Source organism: Phocaeicola sp. GP0067, from assembly GCF_031119655.1.
Taxonomy (GTDB): domain Bacteria; phylum Bacteroidota; class Bacteroidia; order Bacteroidales; family Bacteroidaceae; genus Phocaeicola; species Phocaeicola vulgatus.
Genome location: NZ_JAVHZY010000002.1, coordinates 209,865 through 223,860, shown reverse-complemented (window position 1 = coordinate 223,860; position 13,996 = coordinate 209,865). Strand labels below are relative to the sequence as shown.

Annotated in this window: 15 protein-coding genes and 1 pseudogene; 7 read left to right on the top strand and 9 right to left on the bottom strand. The window is 41.3% G+C overall.

What is annotated here, in order from left to right:
* Positions 1-42: 42 nt before the first annotated feature.
* Complete coding sequence (locus RE317_RS02775; RefSeq protein ID WP_005859437.1) at positions 43-348, bottom strand: hypothetical protein; 306 nt, start codon at positions 346-348, stop codon at positions 43-45.
* Between the two features lie 439 nt (positions 349-787).
* On the opposite strand from RE317_RS02775, the gene RE317_RS02770 reads away from it, so the two are divergent.
* Complete coding sequence (locus tag RE317_RS02770; RefSeq protein WP_229031962.1) at positions 788-898, top strand: helix-turn-helix domain-containing protein; 111 nt, start codon at positions 788-790, stop codon at positions 896-898.
* Positions 899-996: 98 nt separating this feature from the next.
* On the opposite strand, the gene RE317_RS02765 is transcribed toward RE317_RS02770, so the two are convergent.
* Together RE317_RS02765 and RE317_RS02760 are read right to left on the bottom strand one after the other, a co-directional pair.
* Positions 997-1,614 carry an FAD:protein FMN transferase gene (locus tag RE317_RS02765; RefSeq protein ID WP_005825771.1) on the bottom strand — a complete coding sequence of 206 codons (618 nt, stop codon included), beginning with the start codon at positions 1,612-1,614 and terminating at the stop codon, positions 997-999.
* Positions 1,615-1,695: 81 nt separating this feature from the next.
* Positions 1,696-1,887 (bottom strand): annotated as a pseudogene (locus tag RE317_RS02760) (site-specific integrase); the annotation flags it as partial.
* Between RE317_RS02760 and RE317_RS02755 the strand changes: the two are divergent.
* Positions 1,885-2,058, top strand: coding sequence for a hypothetical protein (locus RE317_RS02755; RefSeq protein WP_005859435.1), 174 nt, complete (start codon positions 1,885-1,887; stop codon positions 2,056-2,058). The pseudogene RE317_RS02760 and the gene RE317_RS02755 sit on opposite strands and share 3 nt — an antisense overlap.
* Before the next feature lie 496 nt (positions 2,059-2,554).
* Here RE317_RS02755 and RE317_RS02750 read toward each other — a convergent pair whose 3' ends face one another.
* Positions 2,555-3,475 carry a phage integrase SAM-like domain-containing protein gene (locus tag RE317_RS02750; RefSeq protein WP_008669917.1) on the bottom strand — a complete coding sequence of 307 codons (921 nt, stop codon included), beginning with the start codon at positions 3,473-3,475 and terminating at the stop codon, positions 2,555-2,557.
* Between the two features lie 374 nt (positions 3,476-3,849).
* On the opposite strand from RE317_RS02750, the gene RE317_RS02745 reads away from it, so the two are divergent.
* From RE317_RS02745 to metH, 3 genes are read left to right on the top strand one after another with little or no spacing between them, the layout of a single operon-like run.
* A complete protein-coding gene (locus tag RE317_RS02745; RefSeq protein ID WP_005847462.1) occupies positions 3,850-4,419 on the top strand; it encodes a Yip1 family protein in 570 nt (189 codons plus the stop codon).
* On the top strand, positions 4,419-4,871 hold the full coding sequence (smpB, locus tag RE317_RS02740) for an SsrA-binding protein (RefSeq protein ID WP_005847465.1): 453 nt from the start codon (positions 4,419-4,421) through the stop codon (positions 4,869-4,871). The genes RE317_RS02745 and smpB overlap by 1 nt, the downstream gene beginning before the upstream one ends.
* A 37-nt stretch (positions 4,872-4,908) precedes the next feature.
* A complete protein-coding gene (metH, locus tag RE317_RS02735) occupies positions 4,909-7,662 on the top strand; it encodes a methionine synthase (protein ID WP_117889362.1) in 2,754 nt (917 codons plus the stop codon).
* Between the two features lie 196 nt (positions 7,663-7,858).
* Here the strand turns inward: metH and RE317_RS02730 are convergent, their stop codons facing one another.
* From RE317_RS02730 to xpt, 4 genes are all read right to left on the bottom strand, one after another.
* Complete coding sequence (locus RE317_RS02730; RefSeq protein WP_005847471.1) at positions 7,859-8,704, bottom strand: sugar phosphate nucleotidyltransferase; 846 nt, start codon at positions 8,702-8,704, stop codon at positions 7,859-7,861.
* Positions 8,701-10,131: a phosphotransferase gene (locus RE317_RS02725; protein ID WP_016270165.1), complete on the bottom strand. Its 1,431-nt coding sequence runs from the start codon at positions 10,129-10,131 to the stop codon at positions 8,701-8,703. Before RE317_RS02725 ends, RE317_RS02730 begins: the two co-directional genes overlap by 4 nt.
* 102 nt (positions 10,132-10,233) lie before the next feature.
* Complete coding sequence (locus tag RE317_RS02720; RefSeq protein WP_016270166.1) at positions 10,234-11,568, bottom strand: nucleobase:cation symporter-2 family protein; 1,335 nt, start codon at positions 11,566-11,568, stop codon at positions 10,234-10,236.
* A gap of 4 nt (positions 11,569-11,572) precedes the next feature.
* The gene (xpt, locus tag RE317_RS02715) at positions 11,573-12,139 is read right to left on the bottom strand and encodes a xanthine phosphoribosyltransferase (RefSeq protein WP_005847479.1); all 567 of its coding nucleotides are present in this window, start codon (positions 12,137-12,139) and stop codon (positions 11,573-11,575) included.
* 356 nt (positions 12,140-12,495) lie between these two features.
* Between xpt and RE317_RS02710 the strand changes: the two genes are divergently transcribed.
* A complete protein-coding gene (locus tag RE317_RS02710) occupies positions 12,496-12,819 on the top strand; it encodes a hypothetical protein (RefSeq protein WP_005848233.1) in 324 nt (107 codons plus the stop codon).
* A 205-nt stretch (positions 12,820-13,024) separates the two neighbouring features.
* Positions 13,025-13,273: a hypothetical protein gene (locus RE317_RS02705; RefSeq protein ID WP_016270168.1), complete on the top strand. Its 249-nt coding sequence runs from the start codon at positions 13,025-13,027 to the stop codon at positions 13,271-13,273.
* An 87-nt stretch (positions 13,274-13,360) separates the two neighbouring features.
* Here RE317_RS02705 and RE317_RS02700 read toward each other — a convergent pair whose 3' ends face one another.
* Complete coding sequence (locus tag RE317_RS02700) at positions 13,361-13,990, bottom strand: nitroreductase family protein (RefSeq protein ID WP_005847193.1); 630 nt, start codon at positions 13,988-13,990, stop codon at positions 13,361-13,363.
* Positions 13,991-13,996 lie beyond the last annotated feature (6 nt).

The following is a 13,996-nucleotide window of genomic DNA, read 5'->3' as shown; positions in this document are numbered from 1 at the left end:
TTATGTGCAAATGTAACTGTTATCCTAAATAACCATTCAGAATTATTTCAGCATTTCACCTTTTTCGTTGAAAAACACAACGCTTTCGGTTCCGACGGCATCAACCAAAGTTACTTTATAAGTCTTTACGCCATCTTCTGCCACTTCTACGGCTGCTTCCTTAATGGTGGATTCAGCATAGTCTTTCTTGATGGCGTCCTGAACTGCCTGCGGGAGTTCCTTTATATCAATCGGTTTAAACTCGTTCACCATTGCAACGATTTCAACATCTGATGCCATGTTGTTAGCGAATGCTACTGAACTACCTAATCCCATTACCAGTGCTACTGCAAACAATACCTTTTTCATAATGCTAATTATTAAATTGTTAAACATCTTATCGTCTTACGCTAAAGAATAGACAATCACCGTGCCAAATAAATGGATATTTATCATATTGCTGTAAAACAGACCCTTATGAATTATTCATATTGCATAATGCAAATGTCTGATGGGCATTTTTTCTACAATGATGTGGAATGCGATACACATGGCTACACATGGTCTAACGACTGTGAATAAGAGAGTTGAGACGTTAAAATCATGCAGACGGCATGCGAAAGGAGTCGTAACGAAAGTAATCTCTCCATTACGGCTCCTGGTTATTATCCTTCTACTGTTAAAAAGTAATATCCAATTTCACCATGAATGTTATCGAACGATAGCCGCACTCCTTGCTCAACAGGTTGTTCACCATAAACTGGAAAGCGACTCCCTTTGTCACTTTCACGCCGAAGTAATTGCGTATATGTTCGTAAAGGAGATAGCCCATTCGCTGGGATTTGAAAATACGGCGTTCTTCACCCAATTCTTTAAACGGTTCACCGGCTCTACTCCGCAGGAATATAGAAAACATTAATCTGCCAGATACCTTTTCATTCGCGGCGAGTACTCTGTCCGGTAGTTTCCGCAACTGTCCGTATAGATAATGAAATTGTCAATTTCCGGATGCTCTTTCTACAACTGACGGGCTTTGCGGCTCCCCAACGTCATAAAGGCCGTTGCATAGGCATCAGCAAGCATGCACTGATGGGCAATAATTGTAGCACTCAATATATCCTTTTGAACCGGATATCCTGTTATCGGATTGATGGCATGAGCGTATTTCCTTCCATCTTTCAGATAGAAATTACGGTAGTTGCCGGAAGTTGCGAGTCCCAGCCGTTCCGACAGTTGCACAATTTGTTCAAGCTCGGAGTTTGTTCCGGTACTGTCATCCTTCGGTCTGACAATGCCAATGCACCAATTCCACCCTTGCGGGTTCTTTCCTTTCGCTATCATTTCGCCGCCGATGTCTATCATATAGTTCGATATGCCTTTGCGGTCGAACAAACACGCGATTATGTTACAGATAGTACCGCCGCCGAGCACCGAGAAATTGAGCAGGATGCGGGGATCGTCTTTCATCACACGGTTGCCCTGTAAACGCACTTTTCGGAAGCCTACAAAGTGGCGGATACTGTCTACGAGTTGCGGAGTGATGCTGTCAAACTTTGTAAAGCCAAATCCCCACAGGTTGATAAGCGGTGCACAAGTTACGTCAAATATCCCGCCTGTTTGTTCCGACGCTTGCATGGCTGTGCGGAAAGGATTGCATCAAGTTATATATCTTACGATGTTTTTTGTGCCAAGTGTATCTCTATGTAGAATACATTTCTAATTAGCTAAGCGATATATGAAACTAATCTTATCGAAAATTTTGTCCGTATCTTCTCCGACCTTTGGGTTAATCAGTTCAGCATATATCTGCATAGAAAAGATTGATTTTGTGTCCTAATACTTTTGTAAAGTTTCTTATGGCACGCCTTTTAATATACCCGAAACAACAAAGGTATAATGTCCGATATGAAAAAAACTGGATTTTTATTGAAGCGAATCAATTCTTTTATTATTTTTACCTTTCCTTCCATAACCAACGTGGTGCGCCGTTGCGCCCTGCAGCTGCTCATGTCGAAACAGAAAACACTGGACAAGCAGACGCTGAAGGAAGCCTTACAGAAAGAAACACAGAAAATGTGAAATTATTACGTGGACTCCGACGGACCGCCCTGCTTGTGTTACCGGCTGCCTTGCCCGGGATGAACCTTTGAGATGCAACCGCCAGACAAAGGGGAAGAGGAACACTTCCATACCCGTAACCCGGCAGGACAGTCTTATGCCAGGGACACAACTATAGAAAAAAGGACAGACCTGATAGTAAGATGCGTTTGGCAAAAAAGGAAATGATGAATATTAATAATAGAAAAAGACATTTGTTCCGCAAAGCATACGCGGATATGTACATAAAAGAAGAGAAATATCTTCAAAAGGAGGATTGTTTTCCAGCCCCCCATTATTGGTAGTTTTTAGGAGATAAAGCCTAAGGATATTTTGTTCTTCTCACTTGAAAACCTTATTTTTGCATAACAAAAACGTCCTTTGAATGTATGCAAGATGAAACAAGCCGCTGAATTTCGCTCGTTTCTAAATAGTTACCTATTAAATAAAAATAACAAGAGAACTATTTAATTTTCAGTTAGATAGCAAAAGCATTGTGTTTCGGCGTGTATGAACTGAGCTTTACATCAGGCAGTAACAATGTCGCTATTTTTTCTAGCTTCAAGTTGAAGTTGCGCAGTACTCGGAGATAGTTCATATATAGCTCTTTATCTTTTTTTATTTTTCCATTTTTCTGACTCTGTTCCTTTGCTGCGTTTTTTTTGTCTAGAATCGGAAATAGATAAATGGAATCATAATTCATATTCTTGAACTTCTCTATCAGTTTCATTGCTTCTTTAGGAATGCGCACTGTTATCTGTCGTCCTGTTTTGTGACGGCTATATACAATATATTTTCCTTTCACATCTTGTTTTCGTAGATGGGCAAGGTCAATGAATGGCATTCCCCGGAATAGAAACATTAGTAAGAAATATGCCAATGCACATTGCATCTCTTTGGGCAATTTTTCTATATCGGTGTGCAGTAGTGTATTCATTTGTTTTGTATCCAGTGCTCGTTTGGTCTGTGATTCTACCTTTGTGTATACATTATCGAATAGCTTCGGGTTATAAGGCAGTATTTTTTTATCGGCAAGTCGGTTATATACAGCTTTCAGGGTTCGCATATAGGTTGATATAGTATTCAAACTCAGTCCTTTCGGTACTCCATGTTTTCTATCTGACCTTTTCTTGTCGGTCTTTCTGTTTCTTGTTCCTTCCAGTCTCATCCATTCCTCATACTCTTTTAACCTGCCAGATGTGAAAGCTTCATCTATTGGCACAGGTGTTCCTTTTCCTCCGTAAAACTCCGTAACGGATTTCAGTGTATAAGTATATGTATGTACTGCTGACCATTTTTTGTCTATTTCCAACTGTTTGATTACTACTTGCATGTAAGATGCCAAGTCTGGTAATTTTATGGCTTTTGCCACTTCTGCATTTTTTTCTTTGTCATCCATAATACTTTGATTTTAATTTCGCATCGTGCATAATTTCTGTAACAGCTGTGCCGATGGGAAAGTTTTGGGATGCGAAATTTTTATTTTGACCTAATGAATTTAGAATATCACTGGTTGAATATATCGAAAGATAAGCATATATTCTCCGGAAGTTATCTTTCTTTTTGATTAAGGTATAGAAGAATTTCTCTAAATGTATTATTATGAGATGAAATAATCTTCGAATCAAATAAAGAAAGTCTGAATCTATAATAAAAGTAGGCTTATTTTTTTGATTCTCCCAAGAGAAGTATGCGTTTTTTTATTCGTTTATTCCAGTGAATTAATTACCTTTGCATTTCATTGAAGTTGAACTGAGGTAAATAGATTAGGCATTGAATTACAAAGATTTATTTAAACGAGTAATATCGCTGATTTCATCTCCGGCAAAAGCATGGGAGGAAATTGGCAAGGAAGAGGATAGGCGTAAAGTGCTGGGAGCATTTGTTTATCCCATGATAGGTTTATGCGGATTGTCCGTTTTTATAGGTACATTCATTGGGAATACGGCAGGGGTCGCTGCTTTCCAGATAGCAATGACACGATGTTGTGCTATATTTGTATCCTTGTTCGGAGGATATTTTTTGGCGGCATACGCCATAGACCAGTTGGGCAAGAAACTGTTAGGACGTGAAGACCAGTATGAACTAAATCAGCAGTTTGTAGGTTATTCTATGGTAGTGACTTTTGTGCTCGATATTGTCAGTGGGTTGTTCTCTATTTCCATTCTCCATTGGATATTGCAATTTTATACTATATTCGTGGTGTTCGAGGGGGCGCGTACCCTGATGAAGGTAAATGAAGAGAAACTGACACGATACACCTTGATTGCTTCAGTTATTATAATTGTTTGTCCGGCATTGATTGCCGCTGTGTTTAATGAGTTATCTGTTATTTTAAATTAATGAAACCGACTCCTATTAATATAAAGAATAAGCGTGCATCGTTCGATTATGAATTTATCGATACGTACACGGCAGGTATCGTGCTCACGGGAACCGAGATAAAGTCCATCCGTTTGGGCAAAGCCAGTCTGGTAGATACCTATTGTTATTTTGTGCAAGGCGAGTTGTGGGTGAAGAATATGCACATAGCCGAATACTTTTACGGCTCATACAATAACCATTCTGCCCGTCGCGAACGTAAATTGTTGTTGAATAAGAAAGAACTGCGGAAATTGGAAGAAGCCGGAAAGAACCCCGGTTTTACGATTGTTCCTGTCCGTCTGTTTATTAATGAGAAAGGACTGGCGAAGCTGGTTGTCGCATTGGCTAAAGGTAAGAAACAATATGATAAGCGCGAGTCATTGAAAGAGAAGGACGACCGTCGCGAAATGGACCGTATGTTTAAAAGGTAAGTGAAATCCGTGTTATCCGTACCCCAAAAATAGACTTATGGCTACATTAAAACAACTAATTGACGAGAGAGTTCTCATTCTTGATGGTGCAATGGGAACTATGATACAAAGGTATAATTTGTCTGAACAGGATTTCCGGGGAGAGCGTTTTGCTGAGATGCCCGGACAGATGAAGGGCAATAATGACTTGCTTTGTCTTACCCGCCCTGATGTGATAAAGGATATCCACCATAAATATCTGGAAGCAGGGGCTGATATTATTGAAACAAATACGTTCAATGCCCAACGGGTTTCGATGGCAGATTATCATATGCAGGATTTGTGCCGTGAGATTAATCTGGCCGCTGCCGGACTTGCTCGCGAAATGGCTGACGAATATACCGCGAAGACCCCTCATAAACCTAGATTTGTAGCAGGTTCGGTAGGTCCTACCAACAAAACTTGTTCCATGAGTCCGGATGTCAATAATCCGGCCTTGCGTGCTTTGACATACGATGAACTGGCCGCTGCCTATCAGGAACAAATGGAAGCTTTGCTGGAAGGAGGAGTGGATGCGCTTCTGATAGAAACCATTTTCGATTCCCTGAATGCCAAAGCGGCCATTTATGCTGCGGAAACGGCAATGAAGAAGGTAGGGCGTGAGGTTCCTCTTATGCTTTCTGTTACTGTTTCGGATATTGCAGGACGTACTCTTTCGGGGCAAACATTGGATGCTTTTCTGGCATCCGTACAGCATGCGCCTATTTTTTCTATCGGCCTGAACTGCTCGTTCGGAGCGAAACAATTGAAACCTTTTCTGGAAGGGCTGGCTGCACGGGCACCTTATTATATAAGTGCCTATCCCAATGCCGGACTTCCTAACAGTTTGGGACAGTATGACCAGACTCCGGAGGAAATGGCTTCAGAAGTGAAGGAATATATCGATGAAGGATTAGTAAACATTATCGGTGGTTGTTGTGGTACAACGGAGGAATATATTGCAAAATATCAGGAATTGATCGTTTCCGGTTCTGCCTGGGTATCTCCTCATATCCCTGCCACCACTCCTGAGAGGCTGTGGCTTTCCGGGTTGGAGCTGTTGGAGCAGACTCCCGAAATGAATTTTATTAATGTAGGCGAACGGTGCAATGTGGCCGGATCCCGTAAGTTCCTCCGTTTAATCAATGAAAAGAAATATGAGGAAGCGCTAAGTATCGCTCGCAAGCAGGTGGAAGACGGTGCTTTGGTGATTGATGTAAATATGGATGACGGTTTGCTGGATGCCCGGGAGGAGATGACTACTTTCTTGAATCTGGTCATGTCCGAACCCGACATAGCCCGTGTACCTGTTATGATTGACTCTTCCAAGTGGGAAGTCATTGAGGCCGGACTGAAATGCCTGCAAGGAAAGTCCATTGTCAATTCTATTTCTTTGAAGGAAGGGGAGGAGATATTTATAGAACATGCCCGTCTGATAAAAAAACTGGGAGCTGCCGTTGTAGTGATGGCTTTCGATGAAAAAGGACAGGCAGATACTTTTGAACGTAAGATTGAAGTCTGTGCCCGTGCTTATAAAATATTGACAGAACAGGTGGATTTTAATCCTCATGATATCATTTTCGACCCTAATGTACTGGCTGTGGCTACGGGTATTGAGGAACATGATAATTATGCGGTGGATTTTATCAAGGCTACCGGATGGATCAAAAAGAATTTGCCCGGTGCACACGTCAGTGGTGGCGTGAGCAACCTGTCGTTCTCCTTCCGTGGAAATAACTATATCCGTGAGGCGATGCATGCCGTGTTTCTTTATCACGCTATCCGTCAAGGTATGGATATGGGTATTGTAAATCCTGCTGCTTCGGTGCTCTATACGGATATTCCTGCTGATGTGCTGGAACGGATAGAGGATGTGGTCTTAAACCGTAGGCCCGATGCTGCCGAACGTTTGATAGAGACTGCTGAGGCGTTGAAAAATACGGCGACCGGAACAGAAGCGGTGAAACAGGATGTGTGGCGTGAGGAACCGATGGTAGAGAAACGGCTTCAGTATGCCTTGATAAAAGGCATTGGCGATCATTTGGAAGAGGATTTGGCAGAAGCGGTTAAACTGTATCCTAAAGCAGTGGATATTATTGAGGGTCCGCTAATGGAAGGTATGAATAAAGTCGGAGAATTGTTTGGAGCAGGGAAAATGTTTTTACCGCAAGTTGTGAAGACTGCCCGTACCATGAAAAAGGCGGTAGCGATTTTGCAGCCGCTCATTGAGGCCGACAAACAGGAAGGTGTCCGCAGTGCAGGAAAAGTATTGATGGCTACCGTAAAAGGGGATGTGCATGATATTGGGAAGAATATCGTATCAGTGGTCATGGCTTGTAATAACTATGAAATTATAGACCTTGGCGTGATGGTTCCTGCCGAAATGATAGTCAGGAAGGCTATAGAGGAAAAGGTGGATATAATAGGATTAAGCGGGCTGATTACTCCATCATTGGAAGAAATGGCGCATGTGGCTGTAGAGTTAAAGCGTGCGGGGCTGGACATTCCCATTATGATTGGAGGAGCCACTACTTCCAAGCTGCATACTGCCTTGAAAATAGCACCTGTTTATGGAGGTCCGGTCATTCACATGAAAGATGCTTCACAGAATGCCTTGGTAGCCGCCCGTTTGCTGAATCCGGAATCTTCTTTTGAGTTTGTGGAAAGGCTGAACAAAGAATATGAGGATCTTCGTCTGAAAAACAGTGCCAAGCAGGTAAAAACGGTATCTTTGGCAGAAGCTCAGAAAAATAAATTGAACCTTTGGTCATAAAGAAGTGCCCCCTAAAAAAGTTAAACACAAAACTTTTGGGGGGCACTTCATAAAATTACGACTTTTTTTATCTGCCCATTTTATTCGAAAGAATAAGAAGCTGTTTGCTAGCAAAACAAAACAGTATCCCGCCTGAAATAATGGGTTATTTTAGGCGGGATACTGTTTTATGTTATGGATATATTTTTAGGACTGCTTAGAATTTACTGAGAAACTCTTCCGCTTTTTCCAGATTTTCGGGTTTGCCGATATCAAGCAATTGCAAGTCATCTTCTACATAGCACTGGATGTCGACCCTGTGACATATGGAGAGATAGAAATCGATAATGGAATATTTTCCTTTGGGAAGGAGATGTAAAATTTTAGGGGTGGTCACTTGTATTCCGCTATAGGCGTATTCCTGGTATTCCCCTTCTCTATACCGGAATCCTGCCGGTTTGGTTTCCATGGTGTCCTTATTGACCCAGCCACATAACAGATTGTCGTCATTAAACAACAGGTAACGGGAGGTCTTGCGCTGGCTGACTAAAAGGGTGGCATTGATGTTAGGACTGTGCTGGTGATAATACATCAGACTTTCAAAATCGCAATTGGAAAGGATATCTACGTTGTGGAGCAAGTAGCATTCTTTCCGCATAACTCCTAAGGTTTTTTCGATTATCTCTTCCTCATCCATCCCTTTGTTCAGATTTTCGAATATCAGTTCATACGGGGTTTCGCCTTTTTGGGTAAACATATTCTCAGGATGGTATAATAAATGGTATGCTTTTTCCAAACCGCCGCCGGTATCAAGCAGGCAGTCTGTTTCGTCCGAGATTTGTATGTTGACTCCAAAGTTCTGGTTAGCTTCCAGAAAAGCAAGAATCTGATTGGAAAAGTGGTGTACGTTGATCACTATTTCATCAAATCCTGCTGCTTTCAGCTTTAAGATGATGTGCTCTAACATGGTTTTTCCACCTACCGTTACTAAAGCTTTGGGACGGGTGTCTGTTATAGGTTTAAGTCGGCTGCCTAGTCCGGCGGCAAAAATCATTGCTTTCATAATGTTCTTTCAAATGTTTGTTCTATATTCTGCTCACGGTGTATGAGTTCTACTTTTACACCGAATTTTTTATTGATATGTTCTGCCATGTGTTGCGCTGAATAAACAGAACGGTGTTGTCCGCCTGTACAGCCGAAACATACAGACAGATTGCTGAAACCTCGTTCCATGTATCTTTTTACTGAAGCATCCACTAAAGAATAGGCAGCATTTAAAAATGGGAATATTTCCCCGTCTTCTTCCAAAAAACGAATAACAGGCTCGTCTAATCCGGTGAAAGGTTTGTAACGTTCATATTTTCCGGGATTGTTTACGGCACGGCAGTCGAAAACATACCCGCCACCGTTGCCTGTGGGGTCGTTGGGTATTCCTTTTTTGTAGGCAAAACTCATAACCTTCACAGTGAGTTGCCGTTTTTTTAAGTCATCTTTAAATTGTTTCAGTTCGGTCAGGTCTTTTAGTACGGAACACAGGTAGGAATATTCGGGGTATTCATTATGAAGCAATTGTCGCAGGTTCTCGATGGCGTATGGTACACTTTGGATGAAATGTGGCTTCTTTTCGAAATAGCCACGGAAACCGTAGGCTCCCAATACCTGCAAGGTGCGGAAGAGTACGAAGTGACGCAACTGGCTAAAGAAATAATCACGGTCTACTGGTTTGTATTTGGAGAGGGCGTCTATATATTCTTCCAACAGTTCGTTGCGCAGGGTTTCGGGAAATTTAGCTTTAGCCTGCCATAAGAAAGAGGCTACGTCATAGAAAAACGGTCCTTTACGTCCTCCCTGGAAATCAATGAACCAGGGTGCTCCATCCTTTATCATCACGTTTCTGCTTTGGAAATCCCGATACATAAAAGTGGCGGAAGAACTGCGTAGCAGTACATCACTCATTTTTTGAAAGTCATCTTCCAGCTTGTCTTCTTGAAACTCCAGGCCGGTAGCTTTCAAAAAGCAGTATTTAAAATAGTTCAAGTCCCAAAGGATAGAACGTTGGTTGAATTCGGCTTGGGGATAACAGTGTGAAAAATCAAAGCCGTCTGCTCCGGCAAATTGGATAGAAGGCAGTAGGCGGATGGTCTTGCGCAGCATTTCTTTCTCCTCTTCGGAGAAGACGCTGGTCGCCCGCCCTTTTTCAATAGCGTTGAACAACAGGATATCTCCTAAATCTTCTTGCAAATAACAATTCTTGTCTTCAGAACAGATGTATACTTCTGGAACAGGAAGACCTTTCTTGCGGAAGTGTGCTGCCATATAAAGAAAGGCTTCGTTTTCTTCTTTGGAAGTGCCGTATACGCCAATCAGTTTTTGGGTTCCGGTCAGCCGGAAATAACGCCTGTTGGAACCGGATGAGGGTAATTCTACAATCTCTTCGGGTACTTCTCCGAGATAGGTTTGATATAGGTTCTGTAAATCCTCTGTAATCATAATCATATTTTGGAACAAAGATATATATTATTCTCCCTTTCTTGGCTGATTTGCAAAGAAAGTTAATGCTTTAGTTCCAAATTATGAGAAAATTACTTGTTTTTACTCTTTCATCCGTATCAGTGCATTTGAAATGATAGCAGTCACTCCGCCTGTTGTAATGCCGGATGAGAAAATATTCTTTATTGATTCCGGAAATTGACATAGTATTTCAGGAACCATTTCTACACTTAAACCTAAAGCGAAACTAAGTGCGATGACTAATGTTGCTTTCCGGTTGTTGATCTTCTGTGCTGCGATAATGCGAATGCCTGCTGAAGCTACTGTTCCGAACATCAGTAAAGTAGCGCCTCCCAATACAGGTTCGGGCATTAGGGAGAAAATTAATCCTACACTGGGAAATAATCCTAATAGAATAAGAAAACCTGCAATGTAATAGCCTACATATCGGCTGGCTACTCCTGTCAGTTGTATCATACCGTTATTTTGCGCGAAAACGGAGTTTGGAAAAGAGTTGAGAATACCTGCCAGCATCGAATTGAATCCGTCTGCCAAAATTCCTCCTGAAGCACGTTTGATGAATGTTTTTCCTTCTACAGGTTCTCCTGATATCAGTGAATTGGCAGTAATGTCTCCATAGGCTTCTATGGCTGTTATCAAAAATACTAACCCCAAAGCTATGAATGCGGAGAAGTCGAAATCCAGTCCGTATTTGAATGGGAGGGGAATATTGAAACCACCAAAACTTTGTACTGCCGAGAAATCAATTCTACCGAGACCCCAGGCAACTAAATATCCTATAATCAAACCGATAACGATGGAACTCATGCGTAGGTAGCGGTTGGAACTTCTATTAAAAAGGATGATGAGGATAAGTACTAGCAGAGCTAGACCTAGATTCTCAAAACTTCCGAAAGTGCCGTTGCTTTGAGCAGAGACACCCCCGCCACAAGCTGTGATACCTACTTTTATCAGGCTCATTCCAATCAAAGTGACTACAATGCCCGATACCAGAGGGGTGATTATTTTGCGGGTATATTTTAAGATGCGGCTGATGACCATCTCTACAGATGATGCCACGATGCAAGTGCCGAAAATCAGTGGAAGTCCGCCCAGCATACCTGCCGAGATGATGGGACCGATAAATGAAAAACTGGTTCCTTGGATACATAAGAGACCGGTGCCGATGCCTCCTATCCGTCTGCATTGGATAAAGGTAGAAATACCTGAGGCAAAGAGAGACATGGATACTAGGAAACTGGTGGTTTCCAAATCCAGTTTTAATGCTCCAGCGATGATAAGAGGCGGAGTGATGATGGCTACAAAAATAGCAAGTAAATGCTGTATGGCAGCAAAAATGGCCTCTCGTACAGGGGGGCGGTCGTTCAATCCGTAAATCAGTCCGGTATTGGATTGGGCGGTTTGAGATTCCTGCATGGGGTTATCTTATTTTGATTTCACAATTGTCCAGACTTTCAATGATGGCCAATGATTCTACGCGGATACCTGCATTACGCAAATAATCTCCGCCATGTTGGAATGCTTTTTCGATGATGAATCCCATTCCGGACAGTTCGGCTCCGGCTTTTTCTACCAAATCGATGATACCCTTGGCTGCATTGCCGTTGGCGAGAAAGTCGTCAATAAAAAGAACACGGTCTCCTTTGGACAGGAAATCTTTGCTGACACATACATCATAAGAACGGTCTTTAGTAAATGAATATACACTGGTGGTGAGCATATTTTCCATTGTGACGGGTTTCTTTTTCTTGGCGAAGACAACTGGAAGTTCCAGTAAGTAGCCTACCATGATGGCGGGAGCTATACCACTGGCTTCGATGGTCATAACTTTATTGATATTGGTAGAGGCGAAACGGCGTACAAATTCTACAGCAATGGATTTCATGAGGATAGGATCCATTTGGTGATTGATGAAATTGTCTACTTTCAGTATTCCTCCTTCGAAACATTTTCCGTCCCGTAAAATGCGTTCTTTTAATGCTTTCATTCAAACTGTATTTTATAAATGAGTCGCAAAAGTACGTATTTTGCTGCATTATGCCAAACGTTTGTACAACTATCTCTACAGAAGCCTATTTACTTAATGATCAGGAAAGCCGGAATAAATAAGCCTGTGGAAGCATAAGCTGGTGTGGATTAAAGAATGTTTATTTCCACAAACTTTAGTTTATATATTTGGTATGTACTTCTTTTCTTGATAATTTAGTTCTCAATATAATTTTCTTAGTTTAGTATTCTTACTTGGCGAAGATATTCTAATGGGAGGAAATGACTGAATATGATGTATATTTTTCTTGTCTTTTATGATATCTGTCGGTAGGTAAACATTTAAATTTAACCATTATGAAAAAGATATTTTTATCACTTGTATTCCTTTTTGGTGTAGGAACTTTTGTCATGGCTGATGATACCATGAAAGTAAAGAATGATACAGTTGCCGTTGAAGACGGATTTAAAAACATAGACCTGAAAGAGGTTCCTCAATCTGTTAAAGATGCCATAGCCAAAAAATATCCCGAATCAACTCTTAAAAGTGCTTCTCTTTCTCTGAAAGAAGAAGGGGTGAAGGCATATAGAATAATATATGTAACCAAGGAAGGGGTTGAAAATAGTATTCTTATTAATATAAAGACGGCTCCTGCTAAAACGGCTCCTGCTACAAAGTAGTTTGACAGGTAGTATAGAATTGAATGTTTTATTAATATATTGAAAGCCACCTTGCTATGGTGGCTTTTTTTGATGGGATAAGTTTTTTTCCTGTCGGATTTAGATTTTATATGTATCAAAGAACAGGTTGAATTTGTAAGAAATAGGCTATATGCTTATATTTGAACATAGTTTAAAATCAAGTTTATAATCAAATAGAAAAAGTATGAAAAGACAATTATTTACAGTGTTAGTGTGCATGACGGTGTTTGCTGTTACATCTTGTGGCGAAAAGAAAGGAAAGGATAAATTCGAGGAGCGTATAGAAAAAGCCAAAGAATCGGTTGAAGATGTGGTGGATGATGCCAAAGATCAAATTGAGGATAAAGCCGATGAGGTTGGGGAAACCTTGGATAAAGCTAAAAGCAAGATAGAAAAAGCCAAAAAGAAACTTGATAAGGCTAATAGAGATTGAGAAAAATTGATTATGGATGAATGGAAAGAGATTGTCGGCTGATTTATATTAAACCAGCCGACTTAATTTATATTTCTAGACCTTTGTTCACCATTTGTTATAATGGATATTTTCGGTCTTGAATTTGTCTTTAGCTTCTTCCCGATGTTGCGGATAACCTACCGGAATCAAATTGAAAGGAATGATATGGTCTGGTAAAGACAAGACTGACCTAACCTTTGCAATGCGGTCGTTCTCCGGATAGACCGCAGTCCATACCGCTCCCAACCCCATTGATTCTGCTGCCAGCAACAGATTTTCGGATGCGGCAGAGCAGTCCAGCATCCAGTACCTATCTGTTTCTCCGTTCAGGGCTTTGCTTAAATCACCACAAACCACGATGGCTAGCGGAGCCTGTGCCGTCATTTTGGCATAAGGCAGTTCGGCGGCCAGTTTATCCAATACTTTACGGTCATCCACTACCACGAAAGCCCAGGGCTGCTTGTTTACTGCTGTCGGTGCAGCCATGGCAGCTTTTACTAATAAATCCACTTTTTCTTTTTCTATCGGTTGGGGTGTATAGGTCCGGACGCTCTTTCGGGCAAAGATATTTTCTATAGCCGTGTTCTTTCCTGTTTCTTCTTTTTTTGCTTCCATATTGTTACAACCTCCTGTAATTAGTAATGTTATTGAAAGAGTAACAGTTGTCAGAGTTTTAAAGATTGTTGCCGCATTCATTTTTAT

Bases quoted from the DNA above. Each gene is read 5' to 3' on its own strand.
- RE317_RS02775 (WP_005859437.1), bottom strand. From the start codon at position 348: ATGAAAAAGGTATTGTTTGCAGTAGCACTGGTAATGGGATTAGGTAGT.
- RE317_RS02770 (WP_229031962.1), top strand. From the start codon at position 788: ATGTTCGTAAAGGAGATAGCCCATTCGCTGGGATTTGAAAATACGGCG.
- RE317_RS02765 (WP_005825771.1), bottom strand. From the start codon at position 1,614: ATGCAAGCGTCGGAACAAACAGGCGGGATATTTGACGTAACTTGTGCA.
- RE317_RS02755 (WP_005859435.1), top strand. From the start codon at position 1,885: ATGAAAAAAACTGGATTTTTATTGAAGCGAATCAATTCTTTTATTATT.
- RE317_RS02750 (WP_008669917.1), bottom strand. From the start codon at position 3,475: ATGGATGACAAAGAAAAAAATGCAGAAGTGGCAAAAGCCATAAAATTA.
- smpB (WP_005847465.1), top strand. From the start codon at position 4,419: ATGAAACCGACTCCTATTAATATAAAGAATAAGCGTGCATCGTTCGAT.
- metH (WP_117889362.1), top strand. From the start codon at position 4,909: ATGGCTACATTAAAACAACTAATTGACGAGAGAGTTCTCATTCTTGAT.
- RE317_RS02730 (WP_005847471.1), bottom strand. From the start codon at position 8,704: ATGAAAGCAATGATTTTTGCCGCCGGACTAGGCAGCCGACTTAAACCT.
- RE317_RS02725 (WP_016270165.1), bottom strand. From the start codon at position 10,131: ATGATTACAGAGGATTTACAGAACCTATATCAAACCTATCTCGGAGAA.
- RE317_RS02720 (WP_016270166.1), bottom strand. From the start codon at position 11,568: ATGCAGGAATCTCAAACCGCCCAATCCAATACCGGACTGATTTACGGA.
- xpt (WP_005847479.1), bottom strand. From the start codon at position 12,139: ATGAAAGCATTAAAAGAACGCATTTTACGGGACGGAAAATGTTTCGAA.
- RE317_RS02710 (WP_005848233.1), top strand. From the start codon at position 12,496: ATGAAAAAGATATTTTTATCACTTGTATTCCTTTTTGGTGTAGGAACT.
- RE317_RS02705 (WP_016270168.1), top strand. From the start codon at position 13,025: ATGAAAAGACAATTATTTACAGTGTTAGTGTGCATGACGGTGTTTGCT.
- RE317_RS02700 (WP_005847193.1), bottom strand. From the start codon at position 13,990: ATGAATGCGGCAACAATCTTTAAAACTCTGACAACTGTTACTCTTTCA.